Below are 21,361 nucleotides of genomic sequence, written 5' to 3'. Positions count from 1 at the left end.
ATTCCTCCTTGTTGAATTTGAATGACCCTCAACGCAGTTTGATGCGCGGGTCGATCAGCGGTGTGATGATGTCCGCCAACAGATTTCCCAGAACGATTGCAAAGGCAGTGACCAGCGTGACGCCCATAATGATCGGGATGTCGACGCGCTGAATTGCCTGCCAGGCAAGCTGGCCGATACCGGGCCAGCCAAAGACACTTTCAACGACGACAAGCCCGCCCATGAAAATGCCAATATCAATCCCGATCATGGCAATCACTGGTAGGATGGCATTTGGGATCGCATGGCGCAGGATAATGCGCCTTCGGGTCAGGCCCTTGGCGCGGGCGGTGCGGATGAAATCCTGCTGAAGGACCTCGATCATCGACGACCGCATCATGCGACTGTACCAACCCGATCCCATGATCCCCAACGCCACAGCGGGCAAGACAAGATGTGCCGCTGTGCCATAACCACCGATCGGGAACCATCCCAGTTGCACGGCAAAGACATAAAGCAACAGCAGCGAGACCACGAATTGCGGGGCCGATACGGCAATGAATGATGTGATCATCAGCGTCTGATCCAAGGGCTGTTCGCGCCGGATCGCGGCGATAACCCCCATAGACAAACCGATAATCAACTCGCAAATGATACCCGCGCCCATCAGCAAAAGCGTCGGGGGGAGGCGCGCAGCAATCAGCTCACTAACTTGGGTTTTCTGCAGATAACTGCGCCCCATGTCACCTTGGAGCAGGCCGGAAAGATATCGGTAATATTGAACGACAAAGGGTTGATCCAGTCCCAGTTGCTCTCGGATATTCTGGACTGTTTGCGCGGTGGCGGAACGTCCGGCGATCTGGCGAACCGGGTCGGCGGGCAGCACGTACAAAAGCAAAAAAGTGATGAACGAGATGCCCAGCATGATCAAAGCCGATTGCACCAGCCGGCGGACAAGGTAGGCAAGCATCAGCTGCGCCCCCGCTGTGTGGGATCCAAAACGTCACGCAGGGCGTCGCCGACCAGATTGAAGGCCAACGCCAGGATCAGAATGGCGAAACCGGGAAGAAAAACCAGCCACGGAGCCGACTGAAAATAGGTTTGGTTTTCGAAAATGATGTTGCCCCAGGATGGCGTTGGAGGCTGCACGCCGACACCCAGAAAGCTGAGCGTCGCCTCAAGCAGAACTGTGGTGGAAATTCCCAAAGTTCCCCAAACAATCAGGATCGGAACCAGATGCGGCAGGATATGGTGGAACAGGATGCGGCCGGTGCCAGCCCCCAGTGTCTTTTCGGCTGCGATGAAATCACGTTCCGCCAAAGATGTGGTTTCGGTATAGATCACCCGCGCGGTCTGAACCCAGTTCACCAGCGCAATCACCATTGCAACGATCCACAACGAGGGCTGAAAGATCGCGGCAAGGCAGATCGCCAGCAAAAGCGCGGGGAAAGCCATCATCAGGTCGGTGAATCGCATCAGGATCGTTCCGATCCAGCCACGCAAATAGCCAGCCGTGACACCAATCAGGGTGCCAATGATCAATGCCAATCCGTTTGCAACCACACCGATGATCAGTGACGTTCTTGCGCCATATAATATGCGCGAAAACAGATCGCGCCCAAGCAGGTCAGTGCCCAACGGGAAATCGCCGCCCGGCGGCAGCGGCGCGCCCTGCAGGGTCAGCCCCTCGAAATGCTGCTCATTTGGCGAGTATGGCGCGATCAGCGGCGCGAAGAGAGCCCCGATCACGATCACGGCAATCAACACCAGACCAAACACAGCCAGTTTTCGGCGGACAAGGCGACGCCAAGGCCCAGCTTCGGCGACCTCGGCCTCAACCCCGATGACCATGTCGGTCATGCAAATCCCCCTTTTCAAGATGTTGGGCAACAACCCTTCGCGCCGCGTCCTCGAAGTTGATCCGCCAATCCATGGCCATGCGGCGCAGCCGATCATATGCGGCGTCTTCATCGACACCGGACACCATCAAAAAGTTGACGGCCCGCACGACGGTCTGACGCTCGTTCAGACGCCGGCGAAGGCTGTCCACATCATCCAAAAGTGCTTTTCGGGCATTGTGGGCCGCGCGCGCAATCAAAAGCGCGCTATAGACCCCGCCATCCCCAATTGGCTTAAGGAGTTGGGCATCGGCACCGGCAGACAACGCCCAGTCAATCCGTCCTGGTGCCTCGCTGCCAATCAGAGCGATCAATGGCATCGGCGACTGGCCAGGGGGCCACGGGAATTGCTCATCATGCCCCATGTCTGCATCAAAAAACACGAAATCCGCCCCCAAGGCACCAGCATCAAGCACGGGCCAACTGGTCGAAATCTGCAACCCAATTGCAGTGAGTTGGCGCGACAAATTCCGGACCGTTACGTGTTCACGGTGCAATATGATGGCATGGGCCCCGCCGAGCTCTTGAATGGAAACACGCCGTGTCATGACACCACCCGCAACTTTGGCGCAATGCCTTCAAGCCCACTCCGCCCCCGCGACAGGTATGGGTCGCCCATGATCGGTGCAAATTGCCTTCTCACGGCGAATTCGCCGCCTTCGACCTGACCGATCAGCACCGGCAGCCGGGTGTGATGGGTCTGGGGGTCAACAATGCCTTCTGCCGCGCCATCCATACGAAGCAGTTCAGACAAGCTGAGGGTTTCGGCATCTGGACACAAGTTTAAAAGCCGCGCCAGCTCGCGGACCGCCGTAAAGGTCGCGGCCTCGTGCGACGAATTGAAATTATGCCCCTCCGGCCAGGCGGTCGAGCCGCGGAAATATGGCCCTACGGCCACCAGACCTTCTGCGGCATCGCCAAGTGCTGGCAGCTCACATTCGGTCAGGTTACACGACATTATTGGACAGTTTTCGGGCAAAAAATGGGGGTTGGTTTTGGCCAGCTCGCGATAGGCCGCAATGAATTGATACTGGGATCGACCGATCATTGAATTGAGAATGAAATCAGGACGCGCCGAGGCAATTTCGCGGATCATCAGATCAACGTCCGGCGACCCAACCGGCAAATACCGTTCACCCAAAATTTCACCACCTTGCGCAGTGATCTCTTGGCGCGCGATGCGGTTCATCTCCCAACCCCAGATATAGTTGGATCCGGTCAGATAGGCCCGTTTTCCATAGGTTGGCATCGCCCAGTCGAGCAGCGGCAACAGGTGCTGGTTGGGGCAGGCATGGGTATAGACCACATGGTCAGATGCCTCAAACCCCTCGTAGGGCACCGTATACCACAAGGTTGCCCCAGCACGTTCCAGCGTCGGGATCACCTCTTTGCGGCTCGAAGAGGTTACACATCCGACCACATGGCGTGCATTGGTGTTGTCCAGAATGTCGCGACACAATGGTTCATATCGATCGATATTACCCTCGGGATCACGCTCGACTGCATGCAAGGTAAAAGCCAGGTTCGGGTCCGCATTGATTTGGGCAATGGCGGACATAGCCCCTACACGGCAGGCTTCAGAGATCAGCGAATAGGTGCCTGACCGCGACAGAAGCAGGCCAATTTGGATTTGACGTTTTCCCAAACTTCCCCCCAAACAAAAAAAACCCGCGCCGACCTCTTGCTAGAGATCAAACTGCGGGGCGCGAATGCCAAATAGGTGTTTTTCCGAGTGTTGCCTCAAGGGTGACGCCAGAGCTGCATTCTGTCAATAACTTAATCGGCCCATGATTTACGTGTTGAAATACTTGCCTTCAGTGCATGTGCCCATGACACTGACGTCCGGATCAAATTCACAGAATGAATCTGCTCGACCTATTTCACCAACCCGCAGATCATCTTCTCTTGTTTTCAAGTCACCTTTGATGAGTGTCATGCACGCGCAAAGCACTAACGTCTCTTCTTTCTTTGTAATGCTCTTTTTGTTTGATGGTGTGACGACGGACTCAATTTCCGCGCTGAAGGCACGTAAACCACTGGGAAGAGTCCTTTAGGCATTCGAGTTTCATCCTGGGTGAAGATTTTACCTTTTACGATGGGCCGACATACGCATTGGGCGCTATGTGTCGATTGCCGCCACTTGCGCGCGCACAGCGAGCGGCGATTTGGTCCTGAACTCTGTGAGTCGGCCATCCCCCGAATTTGCACCCGCGGCGAATGGCGGGTCTGACGGGCCTCACTGCAGGATGACAAGCACCGGGCGAACGACGGCTATGGGCCTTCCTTGTGTGTGATGGTTTGCCCGTGATGGAAACATGCTGCGCCCGATCTAATGGCTGCTTTGAGGCCAAAGTGACGGATTCAGCAACGCGTATTAACGTGTGCTTTCAAGAGAGGTGCATCTTCGAAGTTCGCTTTGAAGGTTCAGATTTTGTATTTGTCCCTGCAAGGCAACATAGCCCCGCTAGAGAAGTTAGTGCTAGTCAATCTGTCAATGTGTCTGCCCGCTGTCCGGCCCGATTGTGGTGAATTGGAAGCGTTTTTCCATAGAGTTGCTGAGTGCGCTCAACGCTGCCCACCATGTCCGGCTCTTCCACATATGAAAAAATGGCAACATAGCGGGGAGTTTGGCCTTCGAGAGGTGCTACCCGATGCAGCGAGTAGCGACCTTTGAACAATTGCAAATCGCCGGGTTCAATCTCCAGCGCATTCACTTTCTCGGACGTGCCGTCAAGAACCCTGGAAACCTCTGCAAAGTTCTCGTCCGCGCTGCTGCGTATCATCGGGGCGTATTCGAAAGCACCGCCGCGTTCTGCATTCTGCAGCGCCAGCGTTACTGTGAAATTGTTGGTGTCAAAGTGCCACGGAAACCCATTCCCTTCCACAGCGGCATTCACGATGACGTCTGCCAATGGGTCAGCGTAGCGAAAGAACCGGTCTTCCGGCTGCTCAAGGCACTCGCGAATGAATGTGTCGAAACCATCACTGTCAAAAATGGTGCGTAGCGCACCGTCAGAATGGAAGTTGTCGGCCGGAACGAACGCGTTCGACCTATCAAAAAATCTCCGCCTCGGATCAGACTGTGGCAAACTTAAGTCTTCCGACGTGAAATAGGCGTTGGTGCGCGAATAGCTGCGGTGGCCTTCGCCTGCTACACCTTCTGCTTCTGCAACTGAGGCGGCGATCCCCTCTGGTTTCAGAAAGCCCTTGAGAACAGCACAGCCTTGCATTTTCAACGCACTGCGTACCCGATCCAAGATAGCATCACGCGAGGTTCCAGGGGTCGAAATCGGGTAGCGTTCGAAATCGATAAGATCTTTTGCCTTAAGTCGCATTGGCTTGCCTAAGAATGAGTTGCACCGATCGAAGTGTGGAGTTGCAACTGACCTCGCGCTAACGGCAACACGACGATCCGAGGTCGTTTTTTGCGCATGATGAGGTCACGGTCATTCGCAAAGAGCACCAACAACGGCGACTTCGTCCGCGTAGAGGTTACTTGGGTGTGACGGGAATTTAGTCAAAAGACCGCTGGGTTTGCGCGGGCATGATGTTGGGTCCGCAAGAATGGTCGCCGGCTGATTTCACCAGCTAGAGGCCATCAGCAAACTATTCCTTGATATGGCCCATGTCACCCAACCATGCCGACGATTTCGTAGGTTTTCTTCAAGATCGGTGCCGTAATCTCGCGTGCTTGCCCGGCCCCTTTGGCAAGGATGCGGTCAATCTCTGCCGGGTCGGCCATCAGGCGGGCCATTTCGTCTGAAATGGGGGCGAGTTTTGCGACTGCCAATTCGGCCAGCAGCGGTTTAAAGGTGCCAAATTGCTGGCCTCCCACATCTGCGAGTACCTGATCGACGGTTTGGTCATTGAGGGCCGCATAGATGTTGACCAGATTGCGCGCTTCGGGGCGGTTCTCCAGCCCTTTGGCTTCGGAGGGCAGGGCGTCGGGGTCGGTTTTGGCTTTGCGGATCTTTTTGGCGATTGCATCGGCATCATCCGTCATATTGATGCGGCTGGCATCCGACGGGTCGGACTTCGACATCTTTTTGGACCCGTCGCGCAGGGACATGACGCGGGTTGCGGCCCCTTCGATGACGGGTTCAGTGATGGGGAAGAAGTCAACGCCGTAGTCGTGGTTAAATTTGGCAGCGATATCGCGGGTGAGCTCAAGGTGCTGTTTCTGGTCTTCACCCACAGGCACATGGGTCGCGTGGTAAATCAGGATGTCGGCCGCCATGAGGGCCGGATAGCCAAAGAGACCCAGACTTGCGGCCTCGGCGTTCTTGCCCGCCTTGTCCTTGAATTGGGTCATGCGGCCCATCCAGCCCATGCGGGCGACGCAGTTGAATATCCAGCCCAGTTGCGCGTGCTCAGGCACCTGGCTTTGATTGATCAGGATGGATTTGTCGGGGCTGATGCCGGACGCGATGAACCCTGCCGCCAGTTCGCGGGTGTTGTGTTTGAGTTTCTCGGGCTCCTGCCAGACAGTGATCGCGTGGAGATCGACCATGCAATAGATGGTCTCGAACGCCTCGTCCTGCATCGACACAAACCGTTTGATCGCACCCAGATAGTTGCCCAAAGTCAGCCCGCCGGACGGCTGAATGCCTGAAAACACACGGGGGGTGAATTTGGTTTCCGTCATGGGTCGCTCCTTAAGGGCTGGAAATGCGCTTGTGTCCCGCTTACTCATGGGGCCAGCCAGCGTCAAGGAGGCCCCATGCACGACCCTGAAATCCAGCCCCCCGTGAACCCGTTGCCGCCTGTGGTGGTCCTGTTGTTTCTGGCGATTGCCGGGATTGAGGCGGGGCTATCGCTGGGAGAAGCAGGGGTGATCGGCGGGCCCGGTGCGATTGGCTGGCGGCTGGGGCTGGTCCGTGTTTATGGCTTTTCCGGCGACATCTTTGACTGGATGTTGGCCAATGGTCAGTGGCCGCTGAGCGAAGTGATGCGGGTTATTACCTATCCGTTTATCCACCTTGGTTTTACCCACGCGCTCTTTGCGATGGTGCTGTTATTGGCGTTGGGCAAGATGGTGGCGGAGGTGATGGGGCAGGTGGCGTTGCTGATGATTTTTGTCATGTCCGGGATCGGTGGTGCTGTGTTTTATGCGCTGGTGCTGAATGATCCGGTCTGGCTGGCGGGTGCCTATCCGAATGTGTACGGGCTGATTGGCGGCTATTCATTTGTGATGTGGCGCAAGCTGGCGGGGCAGGGCGCGCAGCAATTGCGAGCCTTTGCGCTGATTGCGGTGTTGATGGGGTTACAGCTGATCTGGGGTATTCTGTTTGAGACAGGGACGCTGTGGGTGGCGGAATTGGCCGGGTTTTTCTGTGGTTTTGGGCTGAGCTTTTTGTTTGCGCCGGGGGAATGGGCGCGGCTGCGCGCGAAATTGCAACGCCGGTGAACTGGCAAGAGCGCGGGATTGAGTATTTTTGGCGAAAAGAAGCGGGGGACGAGGCTATCCCCGGCGCATCGCGCCCCTGAATTCTGACAGGCGGAAGGCACCGATCATCTGGCCGATGCCAAAATAGCTGATGATGCCGACACCGATCAGGATCAGCAGAGCGATGCCGCGCCACCACGGCTGGCCCAACATTGGTTGCAGGGCGGCATTGGCGGTCCAGAGTGTGAACCCCATGGCAACGGATGCAGCAAGGATGCGCCAGATGCGTTTGTGAAACCGGGCGTCGAATTTTGCCGCAAGGCCGTAACCCCGCGCGCCCACGGCCAGCAGGGCGAACATCGCCCAACCGGCAAGGGAAGCGGCAATGGCGGGGGCTATCCAGCCAACAAAGGGCATCAACCCCACGGCCAGACCGACATTCACGACCATGGCAACGACGGCAAAATGAAAGGGGCGGCGGGTGTCTTCACGCGCAAAATAGAGCGGTTGCAGGATTTTTTGCAGGACAAAGGCGGGCAGGCCAAGTCCGTAGATTGATGCGGCAATGGCGATGGCCGCGGCATCGTCGATGCCCGTTGCCCCGCGTTGGAACAACACGGAGACAAGCGTGAAGGGGATCACCATCAGCGCCACAGCTGATGGGATCGTCAGCGCCAGCGCGACCTCAGCCGCGCGGCTGATGGTGCTGTGTGATCCGTCCTCGTCGCCGGCCTTGAGGCGGCGCGACAGGTCCGGCAACAGCACCACACCGATGGCAATGCCGACGACGCCCAAGGGCAATTGATACAGGCGATCCGCGTAGTTGAGCCATGCCACCGCACCATCATAAAAGCTGGCCACCTGGCGGCCGACCAGCAAGTTGATCTGGACCACGCCCCCCGCCAATGCAGCGGGTGCTGCAATAATCGCAAGGCGTTTGAGGTCCGGCGTCAGGCGCGGGCGGCGGTTTATGCGCAAGGTAAAGCCCGCGCGCCGGGCCGCCCACCACACCAGCGCCAACTGCGCCAGGCCTGCAAGCGGTACCGACAGTGCCAGCGTGTCCCCGACCCGCATGCCCAGAGCCTGATCAATGCCATCCCCAAGGGCGTCAGAACTGGGCCGCGCCAGTGCGGCACCGATCAAAACGGCAGAGATAAACACGACGTTCAGGACCACAGGTGCTGCGGCAGCGGCCATGAAGCGGCCATTGGCGTTCAGGACACCGGAAACCAAGGCGGCGAGCGAGATGAACAGGATATAGGGGAACGCCAGCCGCCCATATTCAACCGCCAGGTCAAAGCGTTCGTCACCTGCAAATCCCGACGCCATCAAAAGCACCAGTCCCGGCATCGCGATCACCCCGATGATCGTGAATAGGGTCAGCACAAACGCCATGCCGACAAAGGCGTCCTGGGCAAAACCTTCGGGGTCGTCGCCAGCCTCCAGCCTTTTGGAGAACATCGGCACAAAGGCCATGTTGAACGCCCCTTCGGCAAAGAAGCGGCGGAACATGTTGGGCAGGGAAAACGCAACGAGGAAGGCTTCGGCCACCGGACCTGCACCCAGATATCCTGCGATCATCACGTCGCGGGCAAAGCCCATGACGCGGCTGAGCAGGGTCCAGATACCCACGGTGAAAAAGCCGGACATGAGACGGATGGGTTTCATCGCGGTGCGTGCCTTAGGGTTGCGTCGGAATGTGCCTAGCGTGGTGGGGGGGGCAGTGCAATGGGGTGGCGATAGGGCCGTCGCATCGGGCGGGTGGTGCGGGTGCAGCGGATGGGGGGCGGGAGCCCTTACTTGACGATTTGTCGCGCAATGGCGAATGTCTCGTTAGGGCAAGCTAAACCATCACCTCAAGGGAAGGACCATGACGGTAAAACAGTTGCTATCCACAAAGAAGACCGTCGTGTCCAATTGGAACGGTAGTAAAAATTATATGATGGCCGAGGATGAATTCACTGGAATTGTCGTCGGCAAGGAATCGACAGCTTCCGAGTACGTCATCAGTAATGGCGTGATTGCTCCTGGCGCATTTATTTCCAGATCATTATCACAAGTGGGAAGGCCAGACTTTCCACATCATTGAAGGGCAGTTGGAGGCGAAAATTGCCGATACCGTCCATTTGCTTGGCCCTGGTGATACAGCTCAATGTCCACGCGGTGTTTCACATTTCATGAGGAACGTAGGTCAGACTCCAGCCAAACTCATTAGCTATATATTTCCCGGTGATTGGGCCGAGGAATTCATGGCCGAAACCTCTCGTCAAAACCAAACCAATCAACGCGACTTTGACTTGACTGAAAAACGTTTCGGAGTGGTTTACTTGTGAGCGGAGTAACCAGAAATTCGCTTCCTTAAGGCGAATGACGGCTTCGTCCGCACCGCGGACACTGCCTGTCACACCTCTCGCCCTTACCGCTGATACCGCGCCGCCGTCAGTCCCTCCATCGAAATTTCGGGTGTTTTACCCAGCACAACATCTGCAACTGCACGGCCTGAGCCGCAGGCCATTGTCCAGCCGAGCGTGCCGTGCCCGGTGTTTACAAAGAGGTTTTCAAACTGTGTGGGGCCCAGAACCGGCGTGCCGTCGGGGGTCATGGGTCGCAGGCCGGTCCAGCCTTCGGCGCGGGAAATGTCGCCGCCTTTGGGGAACAGATCGCTGATCACGTGTTTGACGGTGTCGGTGGCATGCGGGCCAAGGCGGTTGGAATATCCGGCAATTTCTGCGGTGCCTGCGACGCGGATGCGGTCGCCAAGGCGGGTAATGGCGACTTTGTGCGTTTCGTCCATGATGGTGGATTGCGGGGCAAAGGCATCGTCGGTGACGGGCAGGGTCACGGAATAGCCTTTGACCGGGTAGACGGGCAGTTTCACCCCGATGGGATTCAGCACGTTCACCGCATAGCTGCCCATGGCGCAGACATAGGCGTCACCGGTGATGCGTCCGGCAATTTCAGTGTTGATGCCGGCGATTTTGCCATCCTCAATGGCGAGGGATTTGATCGACTGGCCGTATTGAAATTCAACGCCCATTTCCCCGCATTTTTCGGCCAATGCCATGGTGAACAACCGGCAATCGCCAGTGCGATCTGCGGTCAGGCGCAGGCCGCCAACGAATTTGTTGCGCACCTCGGCGAGTGCCGGTTCAACGCCGATGCAGGCGTCGCGGCCCAGCACCTCGTAAGGGCTGTCGTATTCCGCCAATATCTCCTGATCGGCTTTTGAGCCTTTCATCTGTTTGGCGGTGCGGAAGAGTTGCAGCGTGCCCTGTTCGCGGCCGTCATATTCAATGCCGGTTTCCGCAATCAGATCCGGCATCACGTCACGTGAGTAGTTCGACACCCGCACCATACGACCCTTGTTGATGCGATAGCTTTCGTCGTTGCAGTTCTGGATCATCTGCACGCACCATTTCCACATGGTCGGGCTGATCAGCGGCCAGATGAACAGCGGGCGGCGTTTCATGAACAACCATTTGACCGCTTTGACGGGAATGCCGGGGGCCGCCCAGGGCGAGGTCATGCCATAGCTCAGTTCGCCGGCATTGGCATAGCTGGTTTCCAGCCCCGGACCGGCCTGCCGGTCAATGACGGTGACATCGGCCCCACCTTTTGCAAGGTAATATGCGGTTGTGACGCCAATGACGCCCGCGCCCATAACGACTACTTTCATGATGGTCTGCCTTTCGGGGTATTTTATGCACGATGCGATGGTCGTTGGGTTGTTGCAAGAGGTGTGATGGATTGGGGGCCACGACGATACCGGACTTCACCGCCTTTCGCCGCTTCAGCGACAATAGCATGAAATCGTTTTTTGCACGCCCTGATCCGCCTTGCAGCATTTGGAATTAGGGGCGTAACGCGCCGTGCACATGAAAAAACGGGGCCGCATCAGCGACCCCGTTTCAGCAAATCCCACATGTGCGGTTTGCTTAGCTTTCTTCACCGTCTGGAGGGCCCATCTCGGTTGTGGGCACTTCATCCACGGCTGTCTCGTCTTCGTCTTCATCAGCGCTTTTCAGGGCAGATGGGGCAGAGATCTGTGCGATCACAAAATCGCGGTCGATGACGGGCTTAGACCCGGCAGGCAGTTTGACATCCGAGATTGTCGCGCTGTCGCCGATTTCCAACTCGGAAACATCAATGGTGATGCTTTCAGGAATATCAGCCGCGGTCACGACAAGTTCGACTTCTGGACGGACCAGCGTCATGGTACCACCCTTTTTCAGACCGGGTGATACGTCTTCGCCGATGACGTCAACGTGGATGAACAGGTTGACTTTCGTAGTCCGCTTGAGACGCATGAAATCCACGTGTGTGGGCAGGTCTTTGACAACATGGCGCTGGACGTCGCGGCAGATGACACGCACGTCATCGTGGCCTTCGACTTTCATGTTGAACAAGGTCGCCTTAAAGCGGCCTGCGCGCAGCATGGTCAGCAGTTTGTTGAACGGGATGTTAATCGGCAGTGGGTCTGCGTCGCCACCAAAAACAATCCCCGGTACCATGCCATCACGGCGTGCCTGACGAGCGGCGCCCTTGCCTGTCCCCGTCCGTACCTGGGCTTCAAGATCTGGAATCTCTCCGGCCATTTTAATCTCCAATATATATAGGGCGGGGCCCCTCCAAGGCTGTAGTCCCCGCGTGAAGTCGCGCGTATAGAACGGTTTGGCAGGGTTGAAAAGAACAAATCCACCCTGTCCGTTCAATGCTGTGTTGGCATTTGACCAAACCCGTGGCAATGGCGGTGGCATGAGCATCAAACATGATCTTTACCTGACCCGTAAACCATTGGCGGGATTCATCGCCATTGGGGGTGCCTGGGCGGCGTATTTTGCGCATATGCCAGTGATCAAGGCCAATGTTGGCGCGTCTGACGGGGCTTACGGCATCGCGGTCCTTTTCGCAGCCCTTGGCGCTGTTGGGGCCATGTGGCTTGCACCGCTTGCGCAACGGTTGGCGGGCGGCAAGGCCTTGCCTGTGGCGATTCTGGTGGTTGCCGCGGGAATGTTCGCCGCCAGTTTTTCGTCGTTGCTGGTGATCCTGGCGCTGGCGATGTTGGTCGCGTCCATCGGGTCGGGGGTGACGGATGTGTTGATCAACGCGCGCGTGTCCGAGATTGAGGCCCGATCTGGCCGCACCTTGATGAACCTGAACCATGCGCTTTATTCGTTCGCCTATGCGGGGGCGGCATTGCTGGCGGGTGTGCTGCGCGAGGCGCAGGTTGATCTGCGGGTGATCTTTGCGCTTTTGGTGGTCGTTCTGACGGGGCTTGCCTATGCCGCACGCGATGTCAGCCCGAATATTGAAGACGACACAGATGGGACACCCGCCGACATGCCACACCGTCTGGTGATCATGGCAGGGCTGGTCGTTCTGGTGGCATTCTTGGCCGAGGCCTCCTCTGAGGGGTGGTCAGCTTTGCATCTGGAGCGGACCCTTGGCGGGACACCGGGTGAAGGGGCGATGGGCCCCGCACTGTTGGGTCTGACCATGGGGATTGGCCGGTTGTCCGGGCATGGATTGGCGCGGTTCATGCGCGATACAACGTTGATGTTGGCGGCCACGCTGGTGTCCACCAGTGGTTTGTTGCTTGCGGGATTGGCCACGAATGTTCCGATGGCGCTGGCGGGGTTTGCGCTGGGTGGTTTGGGGATTTCGGTCGTAGCCCCTTTGGCGCTGGCTTTTGTGGGGCGCAGCGTTCCGGATGCGTCGCGACTGGCCGCGATCAGCCGTGCGTCGGTACTGGGCTATGGGGCGTTCTTTTTTGGGCCGCCGATGATGGGGGTGATCGCCCAAGGATTTGGTCTGCGCACGGCATTTGTTGTGATCGCTCTACTGCTGGCGGTGACCGCAATCGTGTTGATCCCGGCGCTCGCACGCCGGGCAAAGGTCGCGCTCTAGTCCTGCCAGTCGCCGCCAAAGTTCTTTGGCACCAGCAGGTTGTGCCGGCCCAGGTTTTCGACGGATGTTTCCCCGCAGAGCGCCATTGTGATGTCCAGTTCGCGGTGGATCACCTCAAGCGCCTTTGTCACCCCAGCCTGACCCATCGCGCCCAATCCATAGACAAACGCGCGTCCGATGTAGGTGCCCTTAGCCCCCATCGCCATCGCCTTGAGAACGTCCTGGCCAGAGCGGATACCGCTGTCCAAATGCACCTCTATCTTGTCTCCCACAGCATCCAGAATTGAAGGTAGGGCGCTGATCGAACTTACCGCACCGTCCAATTGCCGCCCGCCGTGATTTGAAACGATGATCGCGTCAGCGCCAACCTTCAACGCCATTTTTGCGTCCTCAGCGTCCAGAATACCTTTGATGATCACCTTGCCGCCCCACATCTTGCGGAATTCGGCAATGCGGTCCCAATTCAACGATGGATCAAAAGCTTCGGCGGTCCAGGAGGAAAGCGACGAAGGGTCTTTCACGCCTTTGGCATGGCCGACGATATTTCCAAAAAATCGCCGTTTGGTGCCAAGCATTTCCAGCCCCCAAGGCACTTTGGTCGCCAGATTGGCCATTGATTTGACTGTAAATTTTGGTGGCGCGGAGAGGCCGTTTTTCAAATCCTTGTGGCGTTGGCCCATGATCTGCAGATCAACCGTGATCACGATAGCAGAACAATTTGCGGCCTTGGCCCGGTCAAACAAGCGTTGCATGAAATCACTGTCGCGCAGGGTATAGACCTGAAACCAGAACGGCTTGGTGGTCACACTTGCAACGTCTTCGATCGAACAGATCGACATTGTGGACAGGGTGAACGGCACGCCAAAGGCTTCGGCCGCTTTGGCCGCTTTCATTTCACCATCGGCGTTTTGCATGCCGGTGAAGCCAACAGGGGCGAGGGCGACAGGCATAGATACGTCTTCACCTATCATCTTGGTTGCGGTGCTGCGCCCGGTCATGTCCACGGCCACCCGCTGGCGCAGCCTGATCTGGTCAAAATCCGAGGTATTTTCGCGGAATGTCTGCTCCGTCCAACTGCCCGATTCCGCATAGTCGAAGAACATGCGTGGCACCCGGCGTTCATAGATGCGTTTCAGATCGGCAATGTTGGTGATGACGGGCATATTCAGACTCACTTTTAGATTGGTAATTTTTCCTTACCAATTCCACCAATAAAGAGCAATTGAAGAAATGGCTTGATTGGTTCGATATCGCACTATATAGGTTAGTACCATATCGCACCAAAACAAGGACTCTCTGGCATGAAACTTTCCCGCCGCAAAACTCTTGCTTTGATCGGGGGTGGCATGGTTGTGGCCGCCGCAACTTCAGCTACCGGCTTTCTGGTCACACGGACGCCCGAAAACGCACTTCGGCCATGGTCGTTGGCAGGCAGTTATAATGACGCGCGCCTTAACGCGCTCAGCTTTGCCCTGCTCGCGCCAAACCCCCACAACTTGCAGCCCTGGCAGATTGAAATGATTGGCGATGATCGTCTGCGTGTCTTTCATGATGAAACCCGCCGCTTGCCGGAAACAGACCCATTTGATCGCCAGATCACCATTGGGCTGGGGTGTTTTTTGGAACAGATGGTTTTGGCGGCCGGGGCAGATGGATATTCAGTTGACCTTGCTCTTTTTCCGGATGGACCAAAGGGGCCCATCGCCGAGGCCAAATTCAATAAAGGTGGCAAACCAGACGCTTTGGCCGTCCACATCCTTGATCGCCGCTCGTGCAAGGAGCCGTACGAAGCACGTGCAGTACCCCCTGAGCTTGCTGATGAACTGAGGTTGATCGCAGATATTTATACCGACCCAACGAAGGTTTCGTCCCTTCGAAAACTGACATGGGACGCGTGGATGGTCGAGGCGATGACACCGCGCACGATGCAGGAAAGCGTTGATCTGATGCGCTTTGGCAAGGCCGAGATCAACGCCACGCCGGATGGTATTGATCTGGGTGGCCCGTTCTTGGAAAGCCTGATGTTGGCTGGGGTCCTGACCCGCGAGGATCAGGCGGACCCCGGCAGCACCGGATTCAAGGAGGGCATCAAGATATATAGTGAGATGTTGCAAGCGACCCCGGCCTATGCGGTGATCACCACGCCCACAAATACCCGGCAGGATCATATTGACGCTGGACGGCGCTGGTTGCGGTTGAATCTTGCGACCACAGGTAGTGGGCTGGCGTTGCATCCGGTCAGTCAGGCGTTGCAGGAATATCCCGAGATGGCACCCCACTATGACGCTGCACATGCGATGTTGGCACCGGGCGGCGGCACGGTTCAAATGTTAGGGCGGCTGGGCTATGGTCCAACAGTACCGCGCACACCGCGTTGGCCATTGAAGGCGAAATTGATTGACGGATAAACATGATCCGGTCCTGATGTTCGAGATTTTCAAGGAAATCGGGATCATAGAACAACTCAGTCGCACGATTTTAGAGACGCGGCTGCCGAAAGGATTGATCGCGCCGCACTTTGCGGTGCTCAATCACTTGATCAATCGGGGTGATGGTGCGGTGCCCATCGACATGGCCCGCGTATTCCAGGTGCCCAAGACATCAATGACCCATACCTTGAAAGGGTTGGTGTCGCATGGGCTGATCGATCTGCGCGCCAATCCCGATGATGGCCGGTCCAAACGGGTGTGGCTGACCCCTGCGGGGCGCAAGATGCGCGATGACACCATTCAGGCGCTGGCACCGGAGTTTAGCGCACTGGTGGCGGGTTTTGATGTGGCCAAGTTAACCCAGATCAAACCAGCACTGACGTCGCTCAGAGAATACCTTGATGACGCGCGAAACGGCTAGGCAGGGCAGGGCGCTTGCATGCCAGATGTCAGGCGGAATGCGCCCCATCTGACAGCGATTTCACGAAGGCCAGCACATCCGCGACGCTGTCGCCTTTGGCGATGCGCGACACAATGGCGGAACCAACCACAACGCCATCTGCGACTTCGGCAATTGCGCGGGATTTCTCGGGCGTGTTCACCCCAAATCCGACAATCACCGGCAGATTACTGGCCTTTTGAATGCGCGCGACTTCGGGGGCAACATCGCCTGCATCCGCTTCGGCGGACCCGGTGATCCCTGTGATAGAGACATAATATACAAAACCCGACGTGTTCTGAGCCACCCGAGGCAGGCGTTTATCGTCCGTGGTCGGCGTGGCCAGTCGGATGAAATTAAGCCCCGCCTCTTGGGCTGGCAGGCACAGTTCACTGTCTTCTTCGGGGGGCAGATCGACCACAATCAATCCGTCGATCCCAGCCGCAATTGCTTCTTTCAGGAACGTTTCAACGCCCATGGAATAGATCGGGTTATAATAGCCCATCAGCACAATCGGGGTCGTGTCGTCACCCTTGCGAAAGGCAATTGCCAGATCCAGCGTGCGGCGCAGGGTCATGCCCGCCGCCAAGGCACGTTGCCCGGCCAGTTGGATCGTCGGGCCATCGGCCATCGGATCGGTAAAAGGCAAACCCAGCTCAATAACGTCAACACCCGCATCGGGCAGGCCCCGCACAATTTCCAGCGAGGTGTCAAAATCGGGGTCCCCGGCCATGACATAGGACACAAACGCCTTTTTCCCTTTGGCCTTGAGGTCTGCGAATTTGGCGTCAATACGAGTCATGATGGCGGCTTTCCTTTGGTGTTGAAGCTGCAATGCCGAAAAGCGTGGGAAAAATCAATGTGCCTTCGCTTTGAGGTGACCGACAAATATTGGGCCGTATCCCGCAAAGAAATTGAAAATAGAAATTCAGGTCCTATTTCATTGGAATGAATTACATTCTCGCCATCTTGCTTCCGCCGCTCTCGATCCTGCTCACGGGCCGACCGATCCTGAGTGTGATCGTCTTTATCATCTGGATTCCAGCGCTGATCTTTTCCGGCGGCCTGACCCATCCGATGTTTATTCTGCTGGCGTGGCTCTTGATTTTTCAGGCCCGCGAGGACCGACGCGCGCGCTGAGACTTGCGCCCCGCCGCCTGACACCCTAGGACAACGCGAGCTTTGATAAAGGACGCGGCACATGGGTTTCAAAATGGGTATTGTGGGTTTGCCAAATGTCGGCAAATCGACTCTTTTCAACGCACTGACCCGCACCGCCGCGGCACAGGCCGCGAACTTTCCGTTTTGCACGATTGAACCGAACGTCGGCGAGGTTGCCGTGCCTGACGCGCGGCTGGAAAAACTCGCCGCCATTGCAGGATCGAAACAGATCATTCCAACGCGCATGACATTCGTGGACATCGCGGGTCTGGTCAAAGGGGCCTCCAAAGGCGAGGGGCTGGGCAATCAGTTTCTGGCCAACATCCGTGAGGTCGACGCCATTGCCCATGTGCTGCGCTGTTTTGAGGACGGCGATGTGACCCATGTTGAAGGCCGTGTGGACCCGGTGGCGGACGCCGAAACCATCGACACCGAATTAATGCTGGCCGATCTGGAAAGCATCGAAAAACGCCGCGCGGGCCTTGTGCGCAAGATCAAGGGCAACGACAAAGACGCGGTGCAGCAGGACCGCCTGCTGGCCATGGCCCAAGACGCTATCGAAGCAGGCAACCCCGCCCGCGTGGTTTCCGTCGACGACGACGACCGCAAGGCATGGCGCATGTTGCAACTGTTGACCACCAAACCGGTGCTCTATGTCTGCAACGTGGGCGAGGGCGACGCGGCGACAGGCAATGCATTCTCCGCTAAAGTGGCCGATATGGCCGCGGCCCAAGGCAACGCCCATGTGATCATCTCTGCCCAAATCGAAGAAGAAATTAGCCAGCTTGAGATCGAAGAGGCGCAGATGTTCCTCGACGAAATGGGTCTGGCCGAAGCGGGCCTCGACCGCCTGATCCGCGCCGGGTACGAATTGCTGCACTTGGAAACCTATTTCACCGTCGGCCCGAAAGAGGCCCGCGCCTGGACCATCAAACACGGCACGTCCGCCCCCAAAGCCGCGGGCGTGATCCACGGCGATTTCGAAAAAGGCTTCATCCGCGCCGAAACCATTGCCTATGATGATTTTGTATCTCTAGGCGGCGAGGGACCTGCGAAAGAAGCGGGCAAGATGCGGGCCGAGGGCAAGGCCTATACCGTCAAGGACGGAGATGTGCTGCATTTCTTATTTAATACCTAAAGGGTGTCGCGGCGGGCAGTAATACTGTCCAATTGCCTTTGTGCCATGGCTTGATACTGTGTGGCCCCGGCGGCGATAAACACCGCCTGCGCAACCTCACCATAGGCCTGCGCCCGGTCCAGATGTGCCGGATCATTTATCTTGTCATAGAACGCCAGTTCCAAACTGCATAAATTGCCTTGCGTCGTGGCCCAGTCCAGCGGCACGAGCTCCTGCGTGCGTTCTTGCAACGCGGCCTCATAGGCGGTGACCGCCTGTTCCAACCGCGCCGTGCCGTTTTCGCGCGCCCCGAGGGTTCGCAGCGACACCCCCAGGTCGTTGTGGACTGTCCCACGCTGATCGGCGGTTGTGGCGCGGGTCAGGATGATCTGCGCCAGATCAATGGAAACCTCCAGATCCAGTGCAATGCCTTTGTCCCGTCCCTTTTCATAGGACTGGTCTTGCATCTGGCGCAGGTCCTCAAACGACGCCTGACCGCCGCCTGCGTCCAGATCTGTTTTTGCCACCAACTGCTTTGCCGCAAGGGCGCTGTCGCCTGCCAGCAGCGCGATGTCGATGCCTTTGGCCAACAGCCGCAATTTACGCGCGGCACTGGCGGCGTCTTCCTCCGCCAGTGCCTCGGTAATTGCAGCGCTGGCGCTGGCATAGTCGCCCTGCGCGGATAACTCTGCCACATGCCGCATCACCTCATCGACAAAATCGCCGTGGTTTGACGGCGCGTGCCCGTCCTTCTGCACCCGCTCCGCGATTTCCATAGCGTTTTCCAGTTCCGCCCATGCGCTTTCCAAATCCTGGGTATCCGTCCCGATGCGCTGGGCCAAGGTGATCAGGGCGTTTTCAGTGATGCCCATATCGCGCAGCCGCTGTGCCTCGCCCGATATTTCACTGCGCCGCAGCAACTCCTGCTGCATCGCCTGTTCAGGTGTTGTGGGGGTCAGCAGTGGGGTCAGAATGGCGATCAGCAGCGCTTTGTAATCGGCCCGCGCTTGGTCAGATCGCTGTTCGCTGTCTTGTGCTGTCGCTTTGATCTGGTCACAGATGGTTGCGGCAACAATGGCCGCGTCCATATTGCCCTGCGCCATGTCTACATAGGTGATCTCGTGCAGCGCCATCATCTGGATCACGATCTTGCGCCGATCGCCCCTCAGATGTGATTTCTGCAGATGCGCCTGCGCGGCGTCGGCCATCACCTTGGCCAGTGCCTTGTCGTCCGGCCCTGCTTTCTTGAAAATCTCGATGCCTGCCAGCGCCGAGGTGATCACGGCACCTGCGCCGCCTGTCAGCGTCACGTCCGCCGCCTGCGCAACCGTGGCAAAGGCAATCGCGATGTTGCCGGCGTGTAAATACTTTGTAACCAAACGCGTTCCCCTCGGCGCTGGTTTACGGTGTGCACGTAGCGGCGCAAGCTGTGGCGGGCATGGTTTTGCGGATGCACCAAGGGACCGACGCAATAAAGACGTAATACCGACGTTGCATTTTGCCCTGATTTGCCCTTGCCCCTCGCAGATGCCGCCGCTAAACGGGTCGACGGAGACGTGGCCGAGTGGTCGAAGGCGCTCCCCTGCTAAGGGAGTAACGTGCAAGCGTTCGAGGGTTCGAATCCCTTCGTCTCCGCCAGACCGCCATTTTGTAGAGTTTGATTGGGTCGCCTTGGGCGGCCTTTTTCTTTTGTTTTTATGGTTGAAGTGGGGTTTCACGATTGCCTTGAGTTTCTTTCGATGATGCCTATATTCGTTCCTTGAGTGGTATTGAATGTGGTATTTCTGAAATGGCCCTATCTGGAAAACTGACTAAGAAGCTGGTCGAGAACTTAGGCGCTGGACGTCATGGCGATGGCGGGGGGCTGTATCTTGTCGTTGATCCATCTGGCGCGCGCCGTTGGATCGTGCGGGTGGTGGTCAAAGGCCAAAAGAACAAGAAAGGTGGGCCGCTGCGCACCGACTATGGCTTGGGTGGCGCTGATGTTGTGACGCTGAACCAAGCGCGGGACAGGGCGCTGGAATATCGCCGCATGGCCAAGCAAGGGTTGAACCCGCGTTTCAACGTCCGCCAAGAAATCCCGACGTTTGAAGAGGTGGCACAACAGGTCCACATTGACCGGATGCCGACGTGGAAAAACGCCAAGCATGGCCAGCAATGGATCAACACTTTGCGCGACTATGCCTTTCCCAAGATTGGCCGGATGCCGATTGATAGCATTGATCAACCTGAGGTGATGATGTGCCTTGCGCCCATTTGGACGGAAAAGCACGAAACGGCGAGGCGTTTGGCGCAACGTATCAAAACGGTGCTGGATGTGGCGCGTTCAAAAGGGTTCCGGTCTGGCGAAAACCCGGTCACGGCGATCAAAGACGCGAACGCATTGCCCAAGGTCAAAGCCAAGCCCAAGCACCACAAAGCAATGCACTGGAAAGATGTGCCAGCCTTTTATGCTGATCTTAAGACCCGCAATGCGATGGCGGCAAAGGCACTGATGTTCACCTGTTTGACGGGTTCAAGGACGGGTGAGGTGCTGGGGCTGCGCTGGGAAGAGGTCGACCTTGAGGCACGACTCTGGACCTGTCCGGCCATTCGGATGAAAACGGGCAATGATCACCGCGTCCCGCTGACGGATGAAATGCTGGAGATCATTGAACCTTTGAAAGCGTTGAAGTCGGATTATGTCTTTGAAGGCCAGAAACGCCACAAGCCGTTGTCAAACATGGCGATGCTGATGCTCTTACGCCGGATGAATGTTGAGGGCGTCACGGTACATGGGTTCCGGTCTACCTTCCGCGATTGGGCATCCGAGGTTGCCAATGCGCCGCGCGAGGTTGCCGAATTGAGCATATCGCATCGAATCGGGTCTGATGTTGAACGGGCTTATGCGCGGTCTGATTTGTTGGATAAGCGGCGGGTGTTGATGGAGAAGTGGTCGAATTTCGTATCTGGATCAAGTGCCGACGTCATTAAACTGCGAACATCGACAAAAAGTTGAATACACTAAGGTCGATGTCCCCTGATCTTTTTTCGCGGCGAACAAAA

The 21,361-nt window shown here is 57.2% G+C and carries 21 protein-coding genes and 1 tRNA gene; 10 read left to right on the top strand and 12 right to left on the bottom strand.

Going from position 1 to position 21,361, the window contains the following annotated elements:
* Window positions 1–28: 28 nt before the first annotated feature.
* The 6 genes from C1J02_RS17720 to trpS form a co-directional block, all read right to left on the bottom strand.
* Complete coding sequence (locus C1J02_RS17720) at window positions 29–949, bottom strand: ABC transporter permease (RefSeq protein ID WP_114879757.1); 921 nt, start codon at window positions 947–949, stop codon at window positions 29–31.
* Entirely contained in the window at window positions 949–1,830 is an 882-nt protein-coding gene (locus tag C1J02_RS17715; protein ID WP_114880694.1) for an ABC transporter permease, read from the bottom strand. Before C1J02_RS17715 ends, C1J02_RS17720 begins: the two co-directional genes overlap by 1 nt.
* A complete protein-coding gene (locus C1J02_RS17710; RefSeq protein WP_114879756.1) occupies window positions 1,814–2,425 on the bottom strand; it encodes an ANTAR domain-containing response regulator in 612 nt (203 codons plus the stop codon). Before C1J02_RS17710 ends, C1J02_RS17715 begins: the two co-directional genes overlap by 17 nt.
* A complete protein-coding gene (locus C1J02_RS17705; protein WP_114879755.1) occupies window positions 2,422–3,522 on the bottom strand; it encodes a transporter substrate-binding protein in 1,101 nt (366 codons plus the stop codon). The genes C1J02_RS17710 and C1J02_RS17705 overlap by 4 nt, the downstream gene beginning before the upstream one ends.
* An 838-nt stretch (window positions 3,523–4,360) precedes the next feature.
* A complete protein-coding gene (locus C1J02_RS17700) occupies window positions 4,361–5,134 on the bottom strand; it encodes a hypothetical protein (RefSeq protein ID WP_254693154.1) in 774 nt (257 codons plus the stop codon).
* Window positions 5,135–5,505: 371 nt separating this feature from the next.
* Complete coding sequence (gene trpS / locus C1J02_RS17695) at window positions 5,506–6,522, bottom strand: tryptophan--tRNA ligase (protein WP_114879753.1); 1,017 nt, start codon at window positions 6,520–6,522, stop codon at window positions 5,506–5,508.
* Between the two features lie 75 nt (window positions 6,523–6,597).
* On the opposite strand from trpS, the gene C1J02_RS17690 reads away from it, so the two are divergent.
* Window positions 6,598–7,284 (top strand): rhomboid family intramembrane serine protease, encoded by a 687-nt coding sequence (locus tag C1J02_RS17690; protein WP_114879752.1) that lies wholly within the window; start codon window positions 6,598–6,600, stop codon window positions 7,282–7,284.
* Between the two features lie 54 nt (window positions 7,285–7,338).
* Here C1J02_RS17690 and murJ read toward each other — a convergent pair whose 3' ends face one another.
* Window positions 7,339–8,931: a murein biosynthesis integral membrane protein MurJ gene (murJ, locus tag C1J02_RS17685; RefSeq protein ID WP_114879751.1), complete on the bottom strand. Its 1,593-nt coding sequence runs from the start codon at window positions 8,929–8,931 to the stop codon at window positions 7,339–7,341.
* Window positions 8,932–9,133: 202 nt separating this feature from the next.
* Between murJ and C1J02_RS20965 the strand changes: the two genes are divergently transcribed.
* Window positions 9,134–9,352 carry a hypothetical protein gene (locus C1J02_RS20965; RefSeq protein ID WP_162798194.1) on the top strand — a complete coding sequence of 73 codons (219 nt, stop codon included), beginning with the start codon at window positions 9,134–9,136 and terminating at the stop codon, window positions 9,350–9,352.
* Window positions 9,285–9,596: a cupin domain-containing protein gene (locus tag C1J02_RS21315; protein WP_114879750.1), complete on the top strand. Its 312-nt coding sequence runs from the start codon at window positions 9,285–9,287 to the stop codon at window positions 9,594–9,596. Before C1J02_RS20965 ends, C1J02_RS21315 begins: the two co-directional genes overlap by 68 nt.
* An 83-nt stretch (window positions 9,597–9,679) precedes the next feature.
* On the opposite strand, the gene C1J02_RS17675 is transcribed toward C1J02_RS21315, so the two are convergent.
* Both C1J02_RS17675 and C1J02_RS17670 read right to left on the bottom strand, forming a co-directional pair.
* Window positions 9,680–10,939 (bottom strand): D-amino acid dehydrogenase, encoded by a 1,260-nt coding sequence (locus C1J02_RS17675; RefSeq protein ID WP_114879749.1) that lies wholly within the window; start codon window positions 10,937–10,939, stop codon window positions 9,680–9,682.
* A gap of 259 nt (window positions 10,940–11,198) precedes the next feature.
* Window positions 11,199–11,858 carry a 50S ribosomal protein L25/general stress protein Ctc gene (locus C1J02_RS17670; RefSeq protein WP_114880693.1) on the bottom strand — a complete coding sequence of 220 codons (660 nt, stop codon included), beginning with the start codon at window positions 11,856–11,858 and terminating at the stop codon, window positions 11,199–11,201.
* A gap of 160 nt (window positions 11,859–12,018) precedes the next feature.
* Here C1J02_RS17670 and C1J02_RS17665 point away from each other — a divergent pair, with 160 nt between their 5' ends.
* Window positions 12,019–13,170 (top strand): MFS transporter, encoded by a 1,152-nt coding sequence (locus tag C1J02_RS17665; protein ID WP_114879748.1) that lies wholly within the window; start codon window positions 12,019–12,021, stop codon window positions 13,168–13,170.
* Here C1J02_RS17665 and C1J02_RS17660 read toward each other — a convergent pair.
* Window positions 13,167–14,333 carry an alpha-hydroxy acid oxidase gene (locus tag C1J02_RS17660; RefSeq protein ID WP_114879747.1) on the bottom strand — a complete coding sequence of 389 codons (1,167 nt, stop codon included), beginning with the start codon at window positions 14,331–14,333 and terminating at the stop codon, window positions 13,167–13,169. The genes C1J02_RS17665 and C1J02_RS17660 overlap by 4 nt on opposite strands.
* Window positions 14,334–14,471: 138 nt before the next feature.
* On the opposite strand from C1J02_RS17660, the gene C1J02_RS17655 reads away from it, so the two are divergent.
* On the top strand, window positions 14,472–15,578 hold the full coding sequence (locus tag C1J02_RS17655) for a twin-arginine translocation pathway signal protein (protein ID WP_114879746.1): 1,107 nt from the start codon (window positions 14,472–14,474) through the stop codon (window positions 15,576–15,578).
* Entirely contained in the window at window positions 15,568–16,020 is a 453-nt protein-coding gene (locus C1J02_RS17650; RefSeq protein ID WP_217525267.1) for a MarR family winged helix-turn-helix transcriptional regulator, read from the top strand. The genes C1J02_RS17655 and C1J02_RS17650 overlap by 11 nt, the downstream gene beginning before the upstream one ends.
* A 28-nt stretch (window positions 16,021–16,048) precedes the next feature.
* Here the strand turns inward: C1J02_RS17650 and trpA are convergent, their stop codons facing one another.
* A complete protein-coding gene (gene trpA, locus C1J02_RS17645; protein WP_114879744.1) occupies window positions 16,049–16,840 on the bottom strand; it encodes a tryptophan synthase subunit alpha in 792 nt (263 codons plus the stop codon).
* A gap of 146 nt (window positions 16,841–16,986) precedes the next feature.
* Here trpA and C1J02_RS17640 point away from each other — a divergent pair, with 146 nt between their 5' ends.
* Both C1J02_RS17640 and ychF read left to right on the top strand, forming a co-directional pair.
* The gene (locus C1J02_RS17640) at window positions 16,987–17,178 is read left to right on the top strand and encodes a hypothetical protein (RefSeq protein WP_114879743.1); all 192 of its coding nucleotides are present in this window, start codon (window positions 16,987–16,989) and stop codon (window positions 17,176–17,178) included.
* Between the two features lie 61 nt (window positions 17,179–17,239).
* Complete coding sequence (gene ychF / locus C1J02_RS17635; RefSeq protein ID WP_114879742.1) at window positions 17,240–18,337, top strand: redox-regulated ATPase YchF; 1,098 nt, start codon at window positions 17,240–17,242, stop codon at window positions 18,335–18,337.
* Here the strand turns inward: ychF and C1J02_RS17630 are convergent.
* Window positions 18,334–19,695 (bottom strand): hypothetical protein, encoded by a 1,362-nt coding sequence (locus C1J02_RS17630; protein WP_114879741.1) that lies wholly within the window; start codon window positions 19,693–19,695, stop codon window positions 18,334–18,336. The genes ychF and C1J02_RS17630 overlap by 4 nt on opposite strands.
* Window positions 19,696–19,866: 171 nt before the next feature.
* Here C1J02_RS17630 and C1J02_RS17625 point away from each other — a divergent pair.
* Window positions 19,867–19,954, top strand: a tRNA-Ser gene (locus C1J02_RS17625).
* Window positions 19,955–20,105: 151 nt separating this feature from the next.
* Window positions 20,106–21,314 carry a site-specific integrase gene (locus C1J02_RS17620; protein ID WP_114879740.1) on the top strand — a complete coding sequence of 403 codons (1,209 nt, stop codon included), beginning with the start codon at window positions 20,106–20,108 and terminating at the stop codon, window positions 21,312–21,314.
* Window positions 21,315–21,361: the final 47 nt, after the last annotated feature.

The organism is Sulfitobacter sp. SK011, assembly GCF_003352065.1.
GTDB lineage: Bacteria > Pseudomonadota > Alphaproteobacteria > Rhodobacterales > Rhodobacteraceae > Sulfitobacter.
The sequence above is the reverse complement of the archived record's forward strand: the minus strand, read 5'-3'. Positions and strand labels throughout refer to the sequence as shown.

Excerpts from the sequence above, each read along its gene's own strand:
- C1J02_RS17720 (WP_114879757.1), bottom strand. The coding sequence starts at position 949 with ATGCTTGCCTACCTTGTCCGCCGGCTGGTGCAATCGGCTTTGATCATG.
- C1J02_RS17715 (WP_114880694.1), bottom strand. The coding sequence starts at position 1,830 with ATGGTCATCGGGGTTGAGGCCGAGGTCGCCGAAGCTGGGCCTTGGCGT.
- C1J02_RS17710 (WP_114879756.1), bottom strand. The coding sequence starts at position 2,425 with ATGACACGGCGTGTTTCCATTCAAGAGCTCGGCGGGGCCCATGCCATC.
- trpS (WP_114879753.1), bottom strand. The coding sequence starts at position 6,522 with ATGACGGAAACCAAATTCACCCCCCGTGTGTTTTCAGGCATTCAGCCG.
- C1J02_RS17690 (WP_114879752.1), top strand. The coding sequence starts at position 6,598 with ATGCACGACCCTGAAATCCAGCCCCCCGTGAACCCGTTGCCGCCTGTG.
- murJ (WP_114879751.1), bottom strand. The coding sequence starts at position 8,931 with ATGAAACCCATCCGTCTCATGTCCGGCTTTTTCACCGTGGGTATCTGG.
- C1J02_RS20965 (WP_162798194.1), top strand. The coding sequence starts at position 9,134 with ATGACGGTAAAACAGTTGCTATCCACAAAGAAGACCGTCGTGTCCAAT.
- C1J02_RS17675 (WP_114879749.1), bottom strand. The coding sequence starts at position 10,939 with ATGAAAGTAGTCGTTATGGGCGCGGGCGTCATTGGCGTCACAACCGCA.
- C1J02_RS17670 (WP_114880693.1), bottom strand. The coding sequence starts at position 11,858 with ATGGCCGGAGAGATTCCAGATCTTGAAGCCCAGGTACGGACGGGGACA.
- C1J02_RS17665 (WP_114879748.1), top strand. The coding sequence starts at position 12,019 with ATGAGCATCAAACATGATCTTTACCTGACCCGTAAACCATTGGCGGGA.
- C1J02_RS17660 (WP_114879747.1), bottom strand. The coding sequence starts at position 14,333 with ATGCCCGTCATCACCAACATTGCCGATCTGAAACGCATCTATGAACGC.
- C1J02_RS17655 (WP_114879746.1), top strand. The coding sequence starts at position 14,472 with ATGAAACTTTCCCGCCGCAAAACTCTTGCTTTGATCGGGGGTGGCATG.
- trpA (WP_114879744.1), bottom strand. The coding sequence starts at position 16,840 with ATGACTCGTATTGACGCCAAATTCGCAGACCTCAAGGCCAAAGGGAAA.
- C1J02_RS17640 (WP_114879743.1), top strand. The coding sequence starts at position 16,987 with ATGAATTACATTCTCGCCATCTTGCTTCCGCCGCTCTCGATCCTGCTC.
- ychF (WP_114879742.1), top strand. The coding sequence starts at position 17,240 with ATGGGTTTCAAAATGGGTATTGTGGGTTTGCCAAATGTCGGCAAATCG.
- C1J02_RS17620 (WP_114879740.1), top strand. The coding sequence starts at position 20,106 with ATGGCCCTATCTGGAAAACTGACTAAGAAGCTGGTCGAGAACTTAGGC.